The sequence below is a fragment of the Janthinobacterium longum genome (assembly GCF_051380735.1).
GTDB lineage: Bacteria > Pseudomonadota > Gammaproteobacteria > Burkholderiales > Burkholderiaceae_D > Janthinobacterium.
Genome location: NZ_JBNYXQ010000001.1, coordinates 589,375 through 610,521, shown reverse-complemented (window position 1 = coordinate 610,521; position 21,147 = coordinate 589,375). Strand labels below are relative to the sequence as shown.

Below are 21,147 nucleotides of genomic sequence, written 5' to 3'. Positions count from 1 at the left end.
TGGAGAATAACAATGACAAGACTGGCAAAACTGTTGGTGGTGGTGGCAATGACGGCGGCGGGCATGGTGCAGGCACAGGATGTGCCGGTGAACTGCGACAACTGCAAGGCGTGGAATGCGCCCGTCAAGCCCTTCAATATTGTTGGCAATACCTGGTATGTGGGCGTGGCGGGCTTGTCCGCCGTGCTGGTCACCAGCGAGGGCGGCCATATCCTGCTCGACGGCGCGCTGCCGCAATCGGCGCCACTGATCGCCGCCAATATTGAGTCGCTGGGCTTCAGCATGAAAGACGTCAAGCTGATCCTCAATTCGCACGCCCACTGGGACCATGCAGGCGGCATCGCCGCGCTACAGCGCGCCAGCGGCGCCACCGTGGTGGCCAGCGCTTCGGGCGCGCAGGTGCTGCAAAGCGGCACCAACGGCCGTGACGATCCCCAATACCAGGCCAAGCCGGTGGTGCATGTGGCCAAGGTCGACAAGGTCACCGTGGTCAAAGAGGGCGACGTCGTCAAGCTGGGTCAGCTGGCGCTCACGGCACATATGACGCCCGGCCATACGCCAGGCGGCACCACCTGGACCTGGACCTCGTGCGAAGACGGGCGCTGTTACAACGTCGTGTATGCCGACAGCCTGAACGCTTATGCCAGCGGCAATTTCAGGTTCACCGGCGACGGAAAAACGCCCGATATCGCGGCCTCGTTTCAGGCCAGCATCGCCAAGGTCGCGGCGCTACCCTGCGATATCATTATTCCCGTCCATCCCGGCACCACCGGCTTGCTGGAAAAAGCCACCGGGCGCACCAGCGAGCACAATCCCTTTATCGACAAGAACGGCTGCCGCGCCTATGCGGACGAGGCTGGCAAACTGCTGGCCAAGCGGCTGGCCAGCGAACGCGGCTGATATGGCCTAGCGCACCGCCTTTTGCAGATCAGCCGGCAGCTGATATACCGGGCAATACCGGTAGGTCGTGCGATCACCCTTGATCACCTGTGTAAACGTCAGCGCATCCTGCACCACGATCTGCTGGCGCTGCATCACGCGCGGTGCTGGGCCGGCGCCGGCGTCGATGCAGGACTGGTCGATCGTATAGGTGCTGCTGCCGCGCTTGTGGCTACGCACCGTCGCCTTGCAGGCGCGCGTATGGGCGGTGGACAGGCCCTGGCCGTCGTACTGGCGGATGGCGGCGTTGGCGGGTGCGCCGCAGTCGCTGCCTTTGGCAACATAAATTCCGGGCTTGAGCTGGTAGACGCCACCCGGTTTTGGGGAGGTATCGGCGCTGGCCAGGGCAGCGGACGAGGCGCCCAGCGCCAGCATGATAACGGTGTAGATATTGCGTGTGTTCACTGCGACTCCTGCTTGTTTGACGATGGCCGATTCTACGACAGCGTGGCCAAAGCCGCTTTCCGCCTGTCACAGCGGTGCGAGCGCCAGGCTTTCCCTCCTGCTAGAGTACGGTTTTCTTGCACGAACGTTGAAAGGACCGCCTGTGCCGCCACGCGTTGGGGATATCTATAGCGTTTATTCGAACCAGCTGCGCCAGTATGTCGCCTGCCAGGTGACGGCGCTCAAGGAGAACAGCGAGCGCAAGGGCGCGCAGTTGGCTGCCGTGCTGCAACTGGACTGGAGCGGCGACGCCTTGCCGCAGGCGAGCGAATTGGGGGCCATGCGGCCTTTGGTGCCTGATTTCTTTTTCTGGCGCGACAAACATGATCACGCCTATGCCAGCGCCGAGGTGCCGGCCGCTTACACACTGGTGGGCAATATTGCGCCGCTGGTGCTCGACGACACCACCACCCATGGCCACTGGAATGCCGGCGACACCCTGTATCACCAGCGTGCATGGGAGCAAATCGACGTGACCCGGCGCCAGCGTTTCAAGGCGGCGTCCGGCGACGTCCAGGTGACGGTCGGCGGCCATGTGCTGCGCCAGGATACCACCCGCATCGACGACACGGTGCTGCAGTCGGTCACGGATTTTGCCGAATTCGATCATCTGCCTTGCCTGATGCATATCCATACGGAACATGGGACGCAGGCCCTGATCGATTATGTCAATCGCCAGCCCCTGATCACCGAACTGCTGTGGCGCTCGTCGCAAGTGGCCGAGCTGGACCTGCGCGCCAGCCACCTGGACAGGCTCAGCATCGACGCCACCGGCCTGGCCAAGGTGCTGCTGAACCGGGATCTTGGCGTGCTGATACTGCGCGGAGAAATTTCGCCGCAGTTGCAGTTGCACAGCGAAGCAGAAGGGCGCGTGCTGGTCCTGTCTGGTTCCGCGCGCTTGCCTGGTTTTGCCGGCCTTGATCACCTGGCCGGCCTGTCGCTGTCCGCGCTCAGTGAGATCGACCTCGAGGGCGTGGTGCAGCGCTTTCCACACCTGACGTATTTACAGCTGCAGGGCAAGCCGGGCACGGTGTCGAATCTGTCCGCCATCGCCGGGCTGGCGCAGTTGCAAACCTTGATGCTGCACGACCTGTTCGGTTATACGGCCGAGCAATTTCCAGCACCGCAAAAATTGTCACGTTTGTCGACTTTGTGGCTAAGCAGCTTGCCGCTGGACGTGGCGCAGGCCGTCAGGAAAAGCTATAAAAAAGTGGTGGCACAAGGCCTGGACTTGTCGGTCACCCAGCCGCGCAAACCCGCATGGCTGGCCGAAAACCTGCACAATCCGTTTCGCGACTGGGATGGCCGTGAACAGATTTCCACCGCCCAGGCAAAGAAGGCTGCTACCGCCTATAAAACGCTGTTGTCCGCCACGCGCGCCATCGATGCCAGCATGGACGCCGAGGCCGTGCAGGCTACTTTGTCTGCCATGGTCGCGGCCTATGTCACCACCTTCAACCAACTCGATGCACGTGGCAAGCTGATCGGCACCGTGGAGAGTGAAGAAATCCATGCGGTGCTGGCCGGATGCCTGCGCGAGCTGGGGACGCACCTCGCCGACACGGACGGCCTGCTGGCGCAGTTCGACCGCCTGCGCGAATTTTAAGTGAAAGCAGAGCCTCTGGCGGGCAATGGCGCGCCGCTGGCGGCGTCTGGGTGACGTGCAACAGCCTGTACCTGTAACGGCGCAGTAACAGCGTTGATGCGCAACAGCGCCGGCATTTGAAAAAAATGGGTAACCCCCTTTAATGAGAACCAATTATCAATTACAATGCAAGGCTATTGCATTTACTTGCTTCGCCATCAGGAAACCCGAAACCCATGTCTCGCTACATACGCCGCCCCGCCGCCTTGCTCCTGGCCGTCGCCACTCCCCTGGTGTTTGCCGCCGATCCTGCTCCCTACGCCGACACTGACACCGATACCTCCGGCCACAGCCATATGCCCGAGGTGGTGAACGTGAAAGGCGAGCGCCAGTATTACCGCAGCCTGTCGGCCACCGGCGCCACCAAGACCGATGCGCTGCTGATGGACTTGCCGCAAAGCGTGCGCGTACTGACCGGTGACCTGCTGCGCGACGCGGGCGTGACGAACTTGGCTGGTGCGCTTGAATTGGCCAGCGGGATTGCCAAGCAAAGTCCGCTCGGTGGCCTGTGGGACAGCTATGCCATGCGCGGCTTTACGGGTGACCCGAATTTCGGTTCCGACTATATGGTCAACGGTTTCAGTTCCAGCCGCGGCTACAACGGCATGCGCGATGCGGCCAATACGCAGAACATCGAGGTACTCAAGGGGCCGGCGTCGGCCCTGTATGGCCGGGGCGAGCCGGGCGGCACCGTCAATATCACCACCAAGAAGCCGAAATTCGCGCCCGAATACAGTACCGATTTTTCTCTGGGCAGTTTCAACATGAAGCGTGCCGCCATCGACCTGACAGGGCCGCTGAGCGAGAACTTTGCCTATCGCCTGAACGCCGCGCATGAAGAGGGCGACAGCTTCCGCGATACCTTGAAGGTCGAACGCAGCCTGTTCTCGCCGTCGTTTATCTGGCTGCTGGGTGACCATACCACCGTGTCCTATGAAATCGAAGCCGTACGCCAGCGCACGCCGTTTGACCGTGGCGTGCTGGCTGTCAATGGCAAGCTGGGCGTGCTGCCCGTGTCGCGCTTTCTCGGCGAACCCGCTGACGGCCCGATGACGGTCAAGTCGCTGGGCCAGCAGCTGTTTATCCACCACGATCTGTCGGATCGGTGGATCTTGCAGGCCGGGCTGTCCTATCGTGACAGCGAACTGACCGGTTATTCGAGCGAAGCGAACAACCTGCTGGCCGACGGGCGCACCCTGCGCCGTCAGCGCCGCTACCGCGATTTTTCCGCGACCGATGTGTCGGGCCGCGTCGAGCTGGTTGGCAAGCTCGCTACGGGCACGATCAAGCATGAGGTGCTGCTGGGTGTGGACGCCTACCATTTTGACGACCACCGGGTGCAACTGCGCCGTAATCCTTCCGCTGGCAACGCCTACGCCATCGATATTTTTGCTCCCGTGTATGGCGGCGTGGCCGATCCGCTGGCGCTGTCGATCGACACCCGGGAAGGCCAGAAGGCGTACGGCGTATATGCACAGGACCAGATCGACCTCGGTGCGCAGTGGAAGGCACTGGTCGGCGTGCGCCACGACAGCTATGACCAGGATGTGACGAACAATCGGCTGAACGTGAGCAACAGCCAGTCGCTGTCGGCCACCAGCCCGCGCGTGGGCGTGGTCTACCAGCCGACCAAAGCGTGGTCGCTGTACGCCAGTGCCGCCAAGGGTTTCCGGCCCAATAGCGGCATCAGCATTGATAACCAGGCTTTCCCCGCCGAGCAGAGCCGCTCGTATGAGCTGGGCGCGAAACTGGAAACGGGCAAGCTGACGGGCACTGTGGCGGTCTACGATATCAGCAAGCGCAATGTCTTGACCACCAATCCGCTCAATACCGACTTTGCCATCGCCGCCGGCGAGGTCGGCAGCCGGGGCGTGGAGCTGGACGTGTCGGGCGAACTGGCGCGCGGCCTGCGCGTGTCGGGTGCCTATGCGTATACGGACGCCACCGTGACGCACGGCGACACCACCATCGTTACCGGCACTCGTTTGCCCAACGTGGCGCGCCATAGCGCCAATATTATCGCCACGCAGCAATTGAGCGTCGGTGCCGGGATGGCCAGCTTCGGCGGTGGCCTGCAGTATGTGGGCGAGCGGCAAGGTGACGTGGCCGTCAGCAGCAACTTTACCTTGCCGGCCTATACCACCGCCAAGCTGCTGGCCTCGTACTCGCCCACGCCCAAATTGCGCTTGTCGCTGAATGTGGAAAACCTGTTCAACCGCAGCTACTATGCCAGTTCCTACAGCCAGCTGTGGGTGGCGCCGGGATCCGAGCGCACCGTGACACTCAATGCACATTACAGGTTTTGATGATCGAGACTTCTGCTTGCTACATAATTTTTTAGGGCCAGCAGCGTAGAGCTGGGGTCAGACCCGGCGGGTCTGACCCCAGGTTTCAGCCTGTAGCAAAAGTAACGTCAACTACCCTCCAATATTTAATGACAATTTCCAATTCCCTGACTCCCCCCGCCGCCTTGCGCGCCCGCATCGCCGTCATCGACGTGATGCGCGGCCTGGTCATGCTGATCATGCTGTTCGATCATGTGCGCGAGACCTTCTTCATGCACCATCAGGTCAGCGATCCGATGGATATCTCCACGGTCGAGCCGGCGCTGTTTTTCACGCGCACGGCGGCGCATTTCTGCGCACCGATGTTCGTGTTCCTGACGGGCCTGTCGGCCTGGCTGTACGCGCATCCGGCGGCAGGACCGCGCAGCGCCAGCGGCTTTCTGTTCAAGCGCGGCCTGCTGCTCGTGGTGCTGGAAGTGGTATTCGTCAATTTCGCCTGGATGGGCACGTTTACGCCGGCGATTCTGTATCTGCAGGTAATCTGGGTCATCGGCCTGTCGATGATGGCGCTAGCCGTGCTGCACAAGCTGCCGTTGAAGGTGCTGCTGGTGCTGGGCGTGGCGATTATCGCCGGCCAGCATCTGTTTACCTGGCTGCATGCGGAACCTGGCACGCCGGGCTACTACCTGCTGACGGTGCTGCTGCAGCGCGGCTACCTGGTGGCGGACGGCGCCATGAAAATCAAGGCCAGCTACCCGCTGCTGCCCTGGATAGGCGTGATCCTGCTCGGCTACGCAGCCGGCCCTCTGTATGCGCGCAGCCGCTCACCGGCAGAGCGGCGCCGCTGGCTGGTCGCCCTGGGAGGCGGCAGCTTGCTGCTACTGGCGGTGCTGCGCGGCTTTAACCTGTACGGTGAACACCTGCCATGGGTGGCCGGCGATACTGCCGTGCAGACGGTGATGAGTTTCGTGAATTTCACGAAATACCCGCCATCGCTGGACTTCCTGCTGTTCACCCTGGGCTTCGGCATGCTGGGCCTGGCCTGGCTGGAAACCCTGGACAACTGGTTCGTGCGCGCCTGCGCCGTCTTTGGCGGCGCGCCGATGTTCTACTATCTGCTGCATCTGTACCTGCTCCTGATCATTGGCAGGACCCTGACGGCCGTGCTCGGTATCAATCATGGCGACCGCTATGGCGTCGAACATGTGTGGCAGGTGTGGCTGATCGCGCTGGCGCTGATGCCGCTGCTGTACTGGCCGTGCCGCGCGTTTGCAAACTACAAGCGCACGTCGACGCAAGCCTGGGTGCGTTATTTTTGAGCGCTGGTAGCGGCTATTTAATCAGCGCAAGCACCTCGCGAAAGCGCGGATGGCGGCAGTCGCGCAGCCACTCGAAGGCCAGCATTTCCACCGTCAGCAATTGCGCGCCCAGCCGCGCCAGCCTGCTTAGTGCTGCATCGCGGCTGGACGGCAGGCGCGAGCCGACAGCGTCGATGGCGATAATCACCTCACAATCGCGTTCCAATAGCCCGATCGCTGTTTGCAGCATGCACACATGGGCTTCGCAGCCGGTGACGATCACCTGCGTGCGGCCAGCCGGCAAGCGTTCCTGCAAGCCGTCCTCGCAGGCGCCGAAATGGGTTTTTTGCACGGTGTACTGGCACAGTGCGGCGATCCCGGGCGCGTTCGGGCCAAGCTTTGCACTGTTCTGCTCGGTACCTATCACGGGAATCTCCAGCAGCCGGGCAATCGTGGCCAGCCGCACGTTCTGCGCCAGCACCGCTGCGCCGTCGTGAATGGCGGGCATCAAGCGCCCCTGCAGGTCGACAATCACCAGTACCGCCTTGCTTGCGTCCATCAGCATCATGTTCTCCTGGTTTGATTCTATGGCAGCCACTGGGGCGTGGACGACTCGCCCATCAGATAGCCGTGGTTCAGTTCGATTACCTCGCGCAGATAATTCCACAAGGCCCGCACCCGCGCGATATTGCGCCGCTCCGTGGGCGAGATCATCCAGAAAGACCTCTGCAAGTCGATCTGGCCGTCCAGCACCGATACCAGTTCGCTGGACTGCTGGGCCACGAAGCAGGGCAGTATCGCCAGCGCCTGGCCGGCGCGCGCCGCGTGGTATTGCGCCAGCACGCTGGTCGAGCGAAACGCGCGCCGGGACTCGGGCGCCACATGGTCCATATAGCGCAGCTCGGCGCTGAAGACCAGGTCGTCCACATAGCCGATGATGGGGTGCTGTGCCAGCTGGGCCACGCTGGTGATGGCGTCATGGCGCACCAGATAGGCCGGCGTAGCATAGAGTTTCAGGCGGTAGTCCGACAGTTTCGTCACCACGTACGGGCCGGATAGCGGCCGCTCGATGGAGATGGCCACGTCCGCCTCGCGCTTGGACAGGCTGACAAAACGCGGCACGGCGATCAGGTCGACGCTGATATGCGGATGGCGGCCGCAAAAGTGCGCCAGGTGCGGCGCCAGCACCACAGCGCCAAAGCCCTCGGTGGCGCCCAGGCGCACCTGGCCCGACAGCAAGCGGTTGTGCTCGCCCAATTCCTCGGTGGCGGCGAACACCGTGCTTTCCATGCTTTCCGCGTATTCCATCAGACGGTGACCTTCGGGCGTCAGCTGGTAGCCGACGTAATTGCGGTCGAACAGCTGGGTGCCCACCTGCTCTTCGAACTTGCGCATGCGGCGCGATACGGTCGAGTGATCGATGCCCAGCTTTTTCGCCGCGTCCACCAGGCCGGCGCTGCGCGTGAGCTCCAGGAAGACCCGTACATTGTCCCAATCGAGCACTGTGTTCTCCTTGTGCATTTTTGCAAAGGAATTATGCATTAATTTCGCTTGAGTACATATTTTTACACATGCAGAATGCAGCTAAACATATAAGAAATATCCCTTCCATCAGGAGACACTGCATGAAAAAGACCGTTCTGGCCATGGGCGCACTTGCGCTCGCTCTTTCCTTCACCACTATTGCCCAGGCGCAGATTTCCGATGGCGTCGTCAAGGTGGGCATCCTGACCGACATGTCCGGCCCGTATTCGGCGATGGGCGGGCGCGGCTCCGTCATCGCCAGCCAGATGGCGATGGAAGACTGCCTGAAAGCCGAGTGCAAGGGCATGAAAATCGAAATTGTCTCGGCCGACCATTTGAACAAGGCCGATATCGCCGCCTCCAAGGCGCGCGAATGGATAGACCGCGACAAGGTCGATGCGATCGCCGACCTGACCAATTCCTCGGTGGCGCTGTCGGTGCAAAAGCTGATGAAAGAGAAGGGCGGCATTGCCATGTTCAGTGGCCCGGCCACGGGGCGGCTGACCAATGAAGACTGCTCGCCGAACGGCTTTCACTGGATGTTCGACACCTATTCGCAGGCAGCCGGCACGGCGGCGGCATTGACCAGGCTGGGGCAAAAATCGTGGTACTTCGTCACCGTCGATTACGCCTTTGGTCATTCGCTGGAAAAAGACGCCAGCGAGGTCGTCAAGCGCAATGGCGGCACCGTGCTGGGCGCCGTACGCCATCCCCTCAATGCTTCCGATTTTTCGTCCTTTCTGGTGCAGGCGCAAGGCTCGAAAGCGCAGGTGATCGGCCTCGCCAACGGCGGCGCCGACGTGGTCTCGGCCATCAAGCAGGCACGTGAATTCCGCATCGGCAGCGGCAAGGACCAGCGCCTGGCTGCCTTGCTGGTGTTCCTGTCCGACGTGCACGCACTGGGCCTGGAAACGGCGCAGGGCCTGGTCTATGCCGACGGTTTTTACTGGGATTTCGATGACCGCAGCCGCGCCTTTGCCAAGCGGTTCGAGGCGCTGAACAAGGGCGCCAAGCCGACCATGGTGCAGGCCGGCGTGTATTCCAGCGTCTACCACTATCTGAAATCGGTGGCGGCGGCGAAAAGCGACGACGCGAAAATCGTCGCCGAAAAAATGCGCGAGCTGCCGATCAAGGACATGGTGATGAACAACGCCTCGATCCGCCCTGACGGGCGCGTGATCCATGATATGTACCTGGTGCAGGTAAAAACCCCGGCCGAATCGAAAGGCGCGTGGGACTACCTGAAAGTGCTGTCGACCATCCCTGCCGACCAGGCCTTCAAGCCGATGGATGCGGCGGCGTGCAATCTCGTTAAAAAATAATTTTCGGCTGAGCAGCAGAGGGCTGGGGTCAGACCCGCCGGGTCTGACCCCGGATTTCCGCTGCTGTGATGCGGCTTTCGCCTATCGAATTAACGGAGCGTAAAATGAACCAGTCCCTCACCCAAGTCCCCGCCGTCCCCCTGCATATCGGCGGCAAGCACCACGCATCCATCAGCACCGAATGGCGCGACGTGGTCAATCCGGCCACCCAGGAAATCGTTGCCCGCGTGCCGTTTTCCACCACGGCCGAAGTTGAACTGGCGATTGCCACCGCCAGGGAAGCCTTCAAAACATGGCGCAATACGCCGCTGGCCGCGCGCATGCGCATCATGCTCAAGTACCAGCAGCTGATACGCGACAACATCGGCGCCCTGGCCGAGCTGATCACGCGCGAACACGGCAAGACCCTGCCGGACGCCGAAGGCGAAGTCATGCGCGGGCTGGAAGTGGTCGAGCATGCGTGCTCGATCGCCACCCTGCAGCTGGGCGAGATCGCCGAGAACGCCGCCAACGGCGTCGATGTCTACAATATTTATCAGCCGCTGGGCGTGGGCGCCGGTATCACGGCCTTCAATTTCCCGGTGATGCTGCCATGTTTCATGTTCCCGATCGCGATTGCCTGCGGCAATACCTTTGTGCTGAAACCATCGGAACAGGACCCGTCGTCGACCATGTACCTGGTCGAGCTGATGTACCAGGCCGGCTTGCCGCCTGGCGTCTTGAACGTGGTGCATGGCGGCGCGGACGTGGTCAACCTGCTGTGCGACCATCCGGACATCAAGGCCGTTTCGTTTATCGGTTCGACCGCCGTCGGCACCCATGTGTACCGCCGCGCCAGCGAATCGGGCAAACGCGCGCAGTCGATGATGGGTGCGAAAAACCATTGCGTGGTGCTGGCCGACGCCAACAAGGAGCAGGCGATCAACAACCTGATCGGCGCCGCTTTTGGGGCGGCCGGCCAGCGCTGCATGGCCAATTCGGTGGTGGTGCTGGTGGGCGAGGCACGCTCGTGGTTGCCGGACATCGTCGAGCGCTCGAAAGCGTTGAAAGTGGGGCCGGGCAGCGACCGCGAGGCCGACCTGGGGCCGATGGTGTCGAAAAGCGCCATGCAGCGCGCCGAAAAACTGATACAGGCCGGTGTCGACGAAGGCGCGCAGCTACTGCTCGACGGTCGTGGCCACAAGGTGGCCGGCTACGAGGGCGGCAACTTTATGGGGCCGACGATTTTCTCGAACGTGAACGCCACCAACTCCGTCTATACGCAGGAGATTTTCGGCCCGGCCATGTGCGTGGTTGAAACCGACACGCTCGATGAAGCGATTGCCTTTATCAACGCCAATCCGAACGGCAACGGCACCTCGATCTTTACTTCGTCCGGCTGGGCCGGGCGCAAATTCCAGAACGAGATCGACGTCGGCCAGGTGGGCATCAACGTGGCTATTCCCGTGCCGGTCGCCTACTTCAGCTTTACCGGTTCGCGCGCCTCGAAACTGGGCGACCTGGGGCCGAACGGCAAGCAGGCGCTGTACTTCTGGACCCAGACCAAGACCGTCACGGCGCGCTGGTTTGCACCGGACGATGGCGGCAGCGGCGTGAATACCACCATCTCGATGAAATAAGCGCAGGGACAGACCAGGTACCAGCATCGCCCGCCTGCGCGCGCTGGGTCTTCCATTTTCGGACACGCCGGATACGCCGGTGTCCAGCGGCTTTGCAAGGGCCGTGTTCAACCGTACGCCATAACAGGAAGCCAAGAATATACAATCGGTAACTTGATCCAGTGCAACAGAAGCGCAAGACAAGGATGCTGATGAACGATACGAGCAAACCCGCCGTCGACGGCGAATTGCAGGCGGCCCTGGAACTGGGCCTCAAGGGACTGTCGCTGAGCGCCACGAGCCTGTGGCAGCGCAGCTGCGACTTTGTACTGACCGGCGAGCACGAAATCGTGCTCCAGGAACTGACCCATGCCGGCTTGCGCGGGGCCACCATGCTCGGTCATCCGGGGCGCCTCAGCCACGCGTTTTTCGCCATCGGCATCACCGACAAGGAAGCGAGACAGGCGCGTGCCGGCCTGGTCGCGCGCGCGCAGTTTTATGCCCTGCTCGACGCCGACACCTTGTCACCCGAAATGCTGGTGCGGCTGGGCAAGGTGCTGGCGGCGGCCGACCAGGGCCAGTCGTTCGAGCCGACCGGCGCCGATGTGCCCGACTGGCTGCACTACCTGGTCAACGATGCCTTGTTTGCTACCTGCAGCGAAACGCGCGAGGACGCCAGCAGCGCCAACCGGCGCGCCTGGAATATACGGCTGCTGATGCGCTTGCTGGCATGTGAGGGCTTGCCCGAAGCGGCGGCGCTGGAACTGGTTTTCGAGCGCCGCAATATTGCCGACTATATGATGGAACGCTGCCTGCAGCGGCTGCTGGTGCCGAATGTGATCGACAACGTGATGCAGGAGCAGCCCGGCGATGTGCGCGAGCTGGCGCCGCGTTTGTCGGCCCAGGGCAAGCGCTTGCTGGCCGGGCGCATAGGCGGCGCCGCAGAACTGGCGCACACTTTTGACGATGTGCTGGTGGCGCTCGCCGTCGACAGCAGCAAGACCGTGCGCGCGGTGGCCGCGCCGTTTGTCAGCGCAATGGCGGAAGAGCGGCAACTGGAATTGCTGCGTCACTGGCTGGTCAATGGCAAGCTCGATGAGCGCACGCAGGCAGCCGAACTGCTGGGCCGCACGCCTTCACCGGCGCGCCGCGCGCTGCTCGAACAGGCGCTGGCAACCGAGGCGGGCAAAGCAGTAAAACAGGCCATCACCAACGCCCTGGCGCGCATGGGAGATGTGCAAACGAACGAGGCTGACGAGACGCCACCGCCGGCGCCCGAAGCGCCGCTCACTTTTCTGGATGAAGAAGCGATGGTGATCCTGCTGGAAAACCATATCGCGCTGTTGAAAAAATGTGATGAAGACGCGCGCGAGGAAGTCGAGGAGAACCGCAGCCGGCGCGAGCAGTACGATTGGGAGCAGCAGCGCAGGGAGCAGCAGTACGCCATCGACGAGCCGCAACTGCGCGCCGTGATCCGCGCCTTTAACGGCGAAGGCGATGCGGCCAGCCGCGCGCTGCTGAAAGACCATGCGATGCGCCAGACGATAGAATACCGCGATCGCATCTTCGAACTGGAAGGCTTTGGCCTGCGCCAGCTGGCGCTATGGTATGGCCCGATACGCCAGCGCTGGTTCTCGGCATGGAACGACGGTCCGCTGCGCGACTGGATAGCCGAGCAGGATCCCGCTAGCATCGACCTGCGCACCATCGACAATCTGCTGCGCGAAGCGGGCGCCATGCCGGACCTGATGGCGCTCGAGTGCCTGCAACCGGGTTGGCGCGGTTCGCCACATGACCTGCTGCCGCCCGAAAATATCTGGCCGCTGTTCCATGAGCAGCCGGCGCTGATCGAGCAGGGCCTGGGTCTGTCGGTGGCGCGCAGCGACGTGACGCTGGAGCTGGCCTGGACCCTGAAAGTGATCGAACTGTTCCCGCAGCCGCCCGTGCGCTGGCGGCCGCGCCTGATGGAGCTGGCGCTGGGCGAAGGCAAGACCTACCGCCAGGGCGCGCAGGATGTCTTGCGCAAGGTGCCCGATATCGGCCTGCAGGTGATTGCCAGCCTGGCGTCCAGCAAACAGGAAGTACGCAGCGTGGCCGCGCGCTGGCTGGCCGACCTTGATTGCCGCGCCGCCGTGCCCGCGCTGTACCAGGCGCTGGACAAGGAAAGCCGCGAAACCGTCAGCGCTACCTTGATGGCGGCACTGGAAACCCTGGGCGCGGACCTGGCGCCGCGCCTGCACCCGGACAAGCTGCTGGCCGAGGCACTCAAAGGCTTGAAGGCCAGGGCGCCGGCCGGCCTGGACTGGTTCCCGTTCGAGACCCTGCCTGCGTGTACCTGGCACGATGGCGCGCCGGTGGAACCCGACATCATTCGCTGGTGGGTGGTGCTGGCCTGCAAGTTGAAGGAGCCGGGTGGCAATGGCCTGCTGGCCCGCTACCTGGGCCTGCTGTCGCCGGCCGGCCGCGCCGCCCTGGGCGAGCAGGTGCTGCGGGCCTTTATCGCGTATGACGAAAGCCGCGGCAGCGTGATTGGGGAAAAAGGCATACTGGCCCTGGCCGCGCATGCGCCGGGACCGGTAGCGGTCAGCCTGCTGCAAGCTTATATGCGTGCCTTCCATGTACGCCGCGCGCAGATCGAAGCGATGCTGGAGGGCCTGGCCGTCGGCATGGATCCGGCCGTGATCCAGCTGCTGCTGGGCGTGTCGCGCCGCTACCGTACTGCTTCGGTGCAGGACAAGGCGCGTGAACTGGTCGAACAGATCGCCGAACGGCGCGGCTGGAGCGAAGACCAGCTGGCCGACCGCACCGTGCCCACTGGCGGTCTCGATGACGATGGCCGGCTGGAACTCGATTACGGCGGGCGGCAGTTCGTCGTCACGCTCGACGCGGCCTTGAAACCGGTGCTGCGCAATGCGGACGGCAAGGAAGTCAAGGCGCTGCCCGAGCCGCGCCATGGCGATGACGCCGACAGCATCAAGGAAGCGAAACAGGCGCTGACCAGCTGCAAGAAAGAACTGAAACAGGTGCTGGACATGCAGACGGCGCGCCTGTACGACGCCATGTGCACCGACCGCAGCTGGCCGGTCGACGAGTGGCAGGCCTACCTGGCTGGCCACCCGATCGTCGCTCGCCTTGTGCAGCGTTTGCTGTGGCTGGCGCAGGACGCCGAAGGCGCTTTGCAGGTAGTGCGGCCAACCGAAGACGGCAGCCTGATCGACCTGGACGACCAGGAAGTGGCACTGGCGCCCGCAAGCACGCTGCGCCTGGCGCACGCATCGCTGCTCGACGCAGGGGACGCGGCCGCCTGGCAGCGCCACCTGAAGGACTACAAGGTCAAGCCGCTGTTCGAGCAATTGCAGCGCGCCTCGCCCGCTGCGGACCTGTTGACCGGCATCGATATTGGCGAGCGCGTGGGCTGGGTCAGCGATGCCTACACCTTGCGCGGCGCGTTCGGCAAGCTGGGCTACCAGCGTGCCCAGGCCGAGGATGGCGGCATTTTCGACCATTATTTCAAGGAGTTCAGTGGCGCTGGCATGCGCGTGGTGATCCACTTTTCAGGCAATGCACTGCCCGAAGACAATCTGCCGGCGGCCGTCAAAGAACTGAGCTTCGAGCGCCTGTCGGGACCATGGAAGCAGCGCGCCGTGTCGCCCGCGCAGGTGCCGCCGGTTTTGCTGGCCGAAGCATATAACGATTATCTGGCGGTAGCGGCGCACGGCGCCTACGACGCCGATTGGGAAGCCAAAATGCCCTGGTAGGGCTGGCATGATACGAACCACAAGGAGCAACTGACTATGTTCAAAAATATATTGGCAGCAGCAAAGCAGGCGGTCGGTCTGGATGACTACGATCAGTTGAAAAAAGGCCTGCGCGGCCTGACGCAGATATCCAAGCCGGTATGGGAGAGCGCCTGCGCGTTTGTCTGCGAGGGCGGCGACCCGCAAGTGCTGCTGGAACTGCAGAAAGATGCGCCGCGCGCCGGCAAGCTGCTGGGGCGTCCGGGACGCCTGGTCAGCGGTTTTTACACCTACAACATGGACAAGAAGGACGCCGCGCTGGCCTCGGAAAGCCTGCGCCACCGCCACCAGTTTTATGCCCAGTTCGATGCGGAAAAAATCGATACCGACGTGCTGGTTCGCCTGGGCAAGTTGCTGCAGGCTGCCGACCAGGGCGACTCGCTTGACCGTGGCGGCGCGCCCGTGCCCGACTGGCTGCATTACGTCGTTAACGATGCGCTGCATGCCAGCTTTGACAGCATGCGGTTCACCGCTACCGTGGTCAACCGGCGCGGCTGGCATGTGGGCCAACTGGTGCGCCTGCTGAGCGCCGAGGGCGAACCCGAGATCGCTGCCTTGCAGATGGTGTTCGAGCGCAGCGGCCTGTCCGACTATGAGCGTGACCGCGCGTTTCCATCCCTGCTGGTGCCCGGCGCGCTGGACGAGTATATGCTGGCACATGCGGCGCTGGTGGAGCAGCTGCCGGCACTGCTGTCGGCCAGCGGCAAGGTGCAGCTGGCGCGGCGTCTGGGTGGCGCACCGGCGCTGGCCGATGCGTTTGCCGCGATTCTGGTGCGCCTGGCTGTCGATGGCGGCAAGACCGTGCGCGTGGAAGCGGCGCCGCACCTGGCGGCGATACCCGAACAGCGCCGTGTCGACCTGCTGCAGCAGTTGCTGGTTAGCGGCAAGACGGAAGAGCGCGTGCAGGCGGCTGAGCTGCTGGGCCGTGGCATGCGGCCGGAACAAAGCGCGCTGCTCGAACAGGCGCTGGCATCCGAAACCAGCAAACCGGTGCAGGCGGCGATACGCAATGCGCTGTCGTGGCTGGGCGCGGCCAGCGATGCGGGCGCCGGCGAACTGCCGGAAGTGCCGTTGCCACCGGCACCACCGGCCACGCGGCTCGGCGATGATGCGCTGCAGCTGCTGCGCGACAATCACGCTGCAATGCTGGCCAAATACCGTATCGATGCGCAGAAGGAGCGCGAGGAAAACCAGCAGGGCAAGCACAAATACAAGTGGCAGCAGGATGCCCTGAAGCGCTACGAGGCGCTGAAGGACGACTACCTGGTGGGCGCCATCCGCGTGCTCAATGGCGAGGGGGGCAAGGGCGACGACCAGCCTGTGAAAAACAATCTGGTGAGCAATGTGGTCGAGTTCCAGGGCAAGCTGGCGGCCTTGCCGCAGTTTGGCATGGTGCAGATGGCGCGCTGGATGATCGCCACGCGGCGCAACAGCCTGCGCTTCTGGCATGACGGTTTCTTCCAGCAATGGCTGGCGCGCCAGGACCTGCAAGCGTTCGACCTGCGCCTGCTGGACCGCGCCATGCGCGAAGCGGGCGACCAGAGCGACAGCGTGGCCATGGTCTGCCTGGCCAGCAGCTGGTGGGGCGGCAAGCCGCAGCAGATGCTCGACGCTGCCCTGGTCTGGCCCCTGTTTGCCGAACGGCGCGAACTGATCGACCAGGGCCTGGGCCTGCGCGCGGTCGAAAAGCGCCAGGGCGCAGCCGTGCCGGAACTGGGCGCCACGCTGGAGATACTGGCGATGTTCCCGACGCTGCCGGTGCAATGGCTGCCGCGCGTGATGGAGTTTGCGCTCGGCGAAGGCAAGCAGCACCGCGCTGCCGCACAGCAGGTGCTGGCCGGCCTGCCCGATATCGGCAAGCGCGTGGCCGAAGCGCTGGCCTCAGGCAAACAGGATATGCGCATCGGTGCGGCGCGCTGGCTGACGGATCTCGATTACCGCGCCGCCGTACCGGCCCTGTACCAGGCGCTGGACAAGGAGTCGCGCGAAACCGTGATCGCCGCGCTGTTGACGGCACTGGAAAAGCTGGGCGAGGACCTCGGTCCGCGCCTGTCGCCCGAGGTGCTGCTGACCGCTGCGCGCAAGGGCCTGAAAGGCAAGGCGCCGGTTGGCCTGGCATGGTTTTCGTTCGAGGCGCTGCCGGCCTGCCACTGGAAGGACGGTTCGGCGGTGGAACCCGATATTATCCGCTGGTGGGTGGTGTTGGCCTGCAAGTTGAAGGAGCCGGGCGGCAATGGCCTGCTGTTGCGCTATCTGAGCCTGCTCGATGACGCCAGCCGGGCAGTGCTGGGCGAAACCATTTTGCGCCAGTTTATCGCCCAGGATACGCGTGGCCCGAGCATGGAGGTGGCCACGGCGCACGCCGAGGCGCACGCGCCAGCGCGCTATCAAAGCTATCAGGACAGCGCCAAGCGCTACCCGCAGTACTACACCGAACAGGGCAAGCTGACACCTGAACAGGTGTTCGATGAAGTGCGGCGCGAAAAGCTGGCCGAATACCTGGGCAGCGCGATCGGCGAAAAAGGTATCCTGGCGCTGGCTGCCTACACGCCCGGCCACCTGGCGGTGACGCTGTTGCAAGGCTATATCCGCGACCATTATCCGCGCCGCGCGCAGATCGAAGCGATGCTCGACGGCCTGGCCGACGGCTATGATCCGGCCGTGATCCAGCTGCTGCTGGGCATTGCGCGCCGCTACCGCACCGCCTCGGTGCAGGAAAAAGCGCGCCTGCTGGTCGAGCGCATCGCGCAGGGCAAGGGCTGGAGCCAGGATCAGCTGGGCGACCGTACCATACCGACCGGCGGCTTCGATGACAACGGCCGCCTGGACCTGCCGTATGGCGAACGGGTGTTTTACGTCACGCTCGACGGCGCCATGAAGCCGGTGCTGCACAACCCGGACGGCAAGGAAATCAAGGCGCTGCCCGAGCCGCGCCAGGACGAAGCGCCCGAAGCGGCCAAGGAAGCCAAGCAGCAGCTGTCGGTGTGCAAGAAGGAACTCAAGCAGGTCATCACCATGCAGACGGCGCGATTGTACGAGGCCATGTGCGCGGGCCGCGTCTGGCCGGCGAACGAGTGGAGCGAGTACCTGCTGCGCCATCCGATCGCCGGGCGCCTGGTGCAGTCGCTGGTGTGGATCAGCGAAGGCGAGGGCGGCCAGACACTGCTGCGCCCGAGCGATGACGGCAGCCTGCTCGACGTGAACGACGACGAAGTCGCGCTGGACGATCATGCCACCCTGCGCCTGGCGCACGCTTCGCTGCTGGACGCCGGGCAAATCACCGCCTGGCAGCGCCACTTCAAGGATTACAAGGTCAAGCCCCTGTTCGACCAGCTGGCCCACCAGTTGCCCGATGCGTCGCTGATGACCGGCAGGGAGATCGCCGACCGTGAGGGCTGGGTCGGTGACACCTTCGGCCTGCGCGGCGCCTTCGGCAAACGTGGCTACCTGCGCGGCCAGGCCGAGGACGGTGGCGTGTTTACCGAATATCACAAGGATTTCCCGAGCGCCGGCCTGCGCGCGCAGATCGACTTTTCCGGCAGCGGGCTGCCCGAAGAACAGATGGCTGCGGCAGTCAAGACGCTGGCCTTCTACCGCCTGCCGCAGTCGTGGCGCGACGAAGCCGTGCTGCTCCTTGACGTGCCACCGGTGCTGCTGGCCGAAGCCTATGCCGACTACCACGCCGTGGCCAGCTCGACCGGCGGTTATGATGCGCAGTGGGAAAGCAAAATGCCATGGTAGCGGTGGCTACCTCATATCGTTTGACGGACGTGCCGCTGGGCGACGACGCGTTCCGGCTGCTGCAGGACAATCGTGCGCAGTTGCTGCAGATGGCTCACCGGAAAATGCTGGCGGACCAGGAAGCCTATCCGGCGTCGCCACATCCCTTGCAGCGCTACCAGCAGGTCGAACAGCAGTGCGCGTGGTGGAATGACGGGCGCTTGCACGGCCTGCTGCGTGCCGTGAATGGCGAAACAGGGGAAGCAGGGCAATGCTTCAGTCAGCCGCTGGCGTCTGAGTTGCTGCGCTGGAAAAACCGGCTGGCCGCTTTGCCTGGCGTGGGTTTCATGCATCTGGCGCGCTACCTGCTGGCCACGCGCCATCGCAGCCGCCTGTTCTGGAGCGATGAAGGCTTTACCGCCTGGCTGGCGCGCCAGCCGGCCGCCAGCATCGATCTGCGGGTGCTGGACCAGTGCCTGCGCGCAGCCGGCGATATGCAAGACGCCGTGGGTCTGGCTTGCCTGGCCGAACGCTACTGGAGTGAGCCGTATCCCCATGCGGTCTTGCCGGCGCAGTGCATCTGGCCGTTTTTCGAGCAACGCCCCGACCTGATCGAGCAGGGGCTGGGCATGGCGGCCGATCCGCGCAGCCCGCCAGACCGGCTGCAGCTCGACGCCACCCTGGGCGTGCTGGCGACATTTCCGGTCCTGCCGCAACGCTGGCTGCCGCGCGTGCTGGAACTGGCGCTGGGCGAGGCGAAGGCGTCGCGTGGCCCTTCCCAGCGCTTGCTGCATCACGTGCCCGACATCGCCAGCCAGGTGGCGGCCAGCCTGGCGTCGCAACAGCAGGAGCTGCGCATGCGCACGGCAGAGTGGCTGGGACGACTCGGTGACAAACGCGTGGTGCCGGCGCTGTACCGCGCCCTGCGGCAAGAAAAGCGTGAAGCCGTCAGCGCCGTGCTGATGTCGGCGCTGGAGCTGCTTGGTGAAGATCTGGCGCCCCTGCTGGCGCCAGATGCATTGCTGGCGCAGGCGCGCAAGGGGTTGAAAGCCAGGCCGCCGGCCGGCCTATCCTGGTTCGATTTCCCGGCCTTGCCGCCTTGCTCCTGGCTTGATGCGACGCCGGTCGAGATGGATATCGTGCGCTGGTGGCTGGTACTGGCCTGCAAGCTCAGGGAGCCGGCCGGCAATGCGCTGTTGAGGCGCTACCTGGGTCTGCTGCAGGCGGACAGCCGCGCGGCCCTGGGGCTGGCGGTGTTGCGCCAGTTTATCGCGCACGATACGCGCATCCTCAAGTCGACCCTGTACGGTTTCGAGGTGATCGATTACGTGGGCAGCGCCATCGGCGAAAAGGGTGTGCTGGCGCTGGCCTCGCATGCGTCCGGCAAGCAGGCAGTCAGCCTGGTGCAGGACTATATGCGCGAGCATTATTTGCGCCGCGCGCAGATCGAGGCGCTGCTGGAAAGCCTGGCAGCCGGTTGCGATCCGGCCGTCATCCAGCTGCTGCTGGCCGTGGCGCGCCGCTACCGCACGGCGGCCATCCAGGACAGGGCGCGCCTGCTGGTCGAGCGCGTCGCCGCAGCCATGGGCTGGAGCGCCGGCCAACTGGCTGACCGCACGATACCGTATGCGGGACTCGATGACAGTGGCCGCCTTGCGCTGCAGTATGGTCAGCGGGAGTATGTCGTGACACTGGGTGCGGCGGTCAAGCCGGTGTTGCACAATGCCGAGGGGAAACTGCTGGCCGCGCTGCCCGAACCGCGCCAGGACGACGATCCGGCCAGCATCAAGGAAGGAAAGCGCCAACTGTCGATCTGCAAGAAGTCGGTGGCGCAGGTGGTCGCGCTGGAGACGGCGCGGCTGTATGAAGCCATGTGTACCGGCCGGCTGTGGGCGGTGGACGAATGGCGGCAGTATCTGCACCGCCATCCGATCACGGGCCGCTTGCTGCAGCAACTGGTATGGCTGGAGATGGCGCCAGATGGCGCGCTGCTGCAGATGTTCCGGCCGACGGAGGATGGTTGCCTGATCGATGTGCAGGACAACGACGTCACGTTGAAGCCGGGCAGCCTGCTGCGCCTGGCCCATGCGGTACTGCTCGACGAGCCGCAGATCGCTGCATGGCGGCGGCATCTGGCGGACTACAAGATCACGCCGCTGTTCGCGCAGTTCGATCACCGTCTGCCAGCCGGGGCTTTGCTGGCCGGCCTGGAAATCGATGACCGGCTGGGCTGGAGCGGTAATAACTTCAGCCTGCGTACCGCATTCGGCAAGCGCAATTATGTGCGTGCTGTCCCGGTCGATGGCGGCGTGTTTGACGCTTACCTCAAGGATTTCGCGGGTGCCGGCTTGCGAGTGCGGATCGGTTTTACCGGTAGCCAGCTGCCCGAGGAGCGCCAGCCAGCCGCCCTCACGACCCTGTCGTTCCAGCGGCTGAAAGACTTGCATGTCGTTACACTGGCCGAGGTACCACCCGTGTTGCTGGCCGAAGCGTATGCGGATTATCATGCGGTAGCCCTGAGCTGCGGCTACGATGAATTTTGGGAAAGCAGAACGCCCTTCTAAGCGGGACAAAA

12 protein-coding genes are annotated in these 21,147 nt (G+C 63.7%); 9 read left to right on the top strand and 3 right to left on the bottom strand.

Annotation, left to right across the window (positions count from 1 at the left end):
• Nucleotides 1–12: 12 nt before the first annotated feature.
• Nucleotides 13–900, top strand: coding sequence for a subclass B3 metallo-beta-lactamase (gene bla, locus ACQ4WM_RS02710; RefSeq protein WP_436545175.1), 888 nt, complete (start codon nt 13–15; stop codon nt 898–900).
• 6 nt (nt 901–906) lie between these two features.
• On the opposite strand, the gene ACQ4WM_RS02705 is transcribed toward bla, so the two are convergent.
• Nucleotides 907–1,344, bottom strand: a complete 438-nt coding sequence (locus ACQ4WM_RS02705; protein WP_436545174.1) for a hypothetical protein — start codon at nt 1,342–1,344, stop codon at nt 907–909.
• A 142-nt stretch (nt 1,345–1,486) separates the two neighbouring features.
• On the opposite strand from ACQ4WM_RS02705, the gene ACQ4WM_RS02700 reads away from it, so the two are divergent.
• The 3 genes from ACQ4WM_RS02700 to ACQ4WM_RS02690 all read left to right on the top strand — a co-directional run bounded on the left by ACQ4WM_RS02700 (nt 1,487) and on the right by ACQ4WM_RS02690 (nt 6,632).
• Nucleotides 1,487–2,989 carry a leucine-rich repeat domain-containing protein gene (locus ACQ4WM_RS02700; RefSeq protein ID WP_436545173.1) on the top strand — a complete coding sequence of 501 codons (1,503 nt, stop codon included), beginning with the start codon at nt 1,487–1,489 and terminating at the stop codon, nt 2,987–2,989.
• Between the two features lie 215 nt (nt 2,990–3,204).
• Complete coding sequence (locus ACQ4WM_RS02695) at nt 3,205–5,334, top strand: TonB-dependent siderophore receptor (RefSeq protein ID WP_436545172.1); 2,130 nt, start codon at nt 3,205–3,207, stop codon at nt 5,332–5,334.
• A gap of 128 nt (nt 5,335–5,462) precedes the next feature.
• The gene (locus tag ACQ4WM_RS02690) at nt 5,463–6,632 is read left to right on the top strand and encodes an acetyltransferase domain-containing protein (RefSeq protein WP_436545171.1); all 1,170 of its coding nucleotides are present in this window, start codon (nt 5,463–5,465) and stop codon (nt 6,630–6,632) included.
• Between the two features lie 13 nt (nt 6,633–6,645).
• Here the strand turns inward: ACQ4WM_RS02690 and ACQ4WM_RS02685 are convergent, their stop codons facing one another.
• On the bottom strand, nt 6,646–7,176 hold the full coding sequence (locus ACQ4WM_RS02685; RefSeq protein ID WP_436546192.1) for an isochorismatase family protein: 531 nt from the start codon (nt 7,174–7,176) through the stop codon (nt 6,646–6,648).
• Between the two features lie 20 nt (nt 7,177–7,196).
• Nucleotides 7,197–8,114, bottom strand: a complete 918-nt coding sequence (locus ACQ4WM_RS02680; RefSeq protein WP_436546191.1) for a LysR family transcriptional regulator — start codon at nt 8,112–8,114, stop codon at nt 7,197–7,199.
• A 122-nt stretch (nt 8,115–8,236) separates the two neighbouring features.
• Between ACQ4WM_RS02680 and ACQ4WM_RS02675 the strand changes: the two genes are divergently transcribed.
• From ACQ4WM_RS02675 to ACQ4WM_RS02655, 5 genes are all read left to right on the top strand, one after another.
• Nucleotides 8,237–9,457 (top strand): ABC transporter substrate-binding protein, encoded by a 1,221-nt coding sequence (locus ACQ4WM_RS02675; RefSeq protein ID WP_436545170.1) that lies wholly within the window; start codon nt 8,237–8,239, stop codon nt 9,455–9,457.
• A 104-nt stretch (nt 9,458–9,561) separates the two neighbouring features.
• Nucleotides 9,562–11,076 (top strand): CoA-acylating methylmalonate-semialdehyde dehydrogenase, encoded by a 1,515-nt coding sequence (locus ACQ4WM_RS02670; RefSeq protein WP_436545169.1) that lies wholly within the window; start codon nt 9,562–9,564, stop codon nt 11,074–11,076.
• A 191-nt stretch (nt 11,077–11,267) separates the two neighbouring features.
• A complete protein-coding gene (locus ACQ4WM_RS02665) occupies nt 11,268–14,813 on the top strand; it encodes a DUF4132 domain-containing protein (RefSeq protein WP_436545168.1) in 3,546 nt (1,181 codons plus the stop codon).
• A 36-nt stretch (nt 14,814–14,849) separates the two neighbouring features.
• Nucleotides 14,850–18,593 (top strand): DUF4132 domain-containing protein, encoded by a 3,744-nt coding sequence (locus ACQ4WM_RS02660; RefSeq protein ID WP_436545167.1) that lies wholly within the window; start codon nt 14,850–14,852, stop codon nt 18,591–18,593.
• Nucleotides 18,587–21,136 carry a DUF4132 domain-containing protein gene (locus tag ACQ4WM_RS02655; protein ID WP_436545166.1) on the top strand — a complete coding sequence of 850 codons (2,550 nt, stop codon included), beginning with the start codon at nt 18,587–18,589 and terminating at the stop codon, nt 21,134–21,136. The genes ACQ4WM_RS02660 and ACQ4WM_RS02655 overlap by 7 nt, the downstream gene beginning before the upstream one ends.
• Nucleotides 21,137–21,147 lie beyond the last annotated feature (11 nt).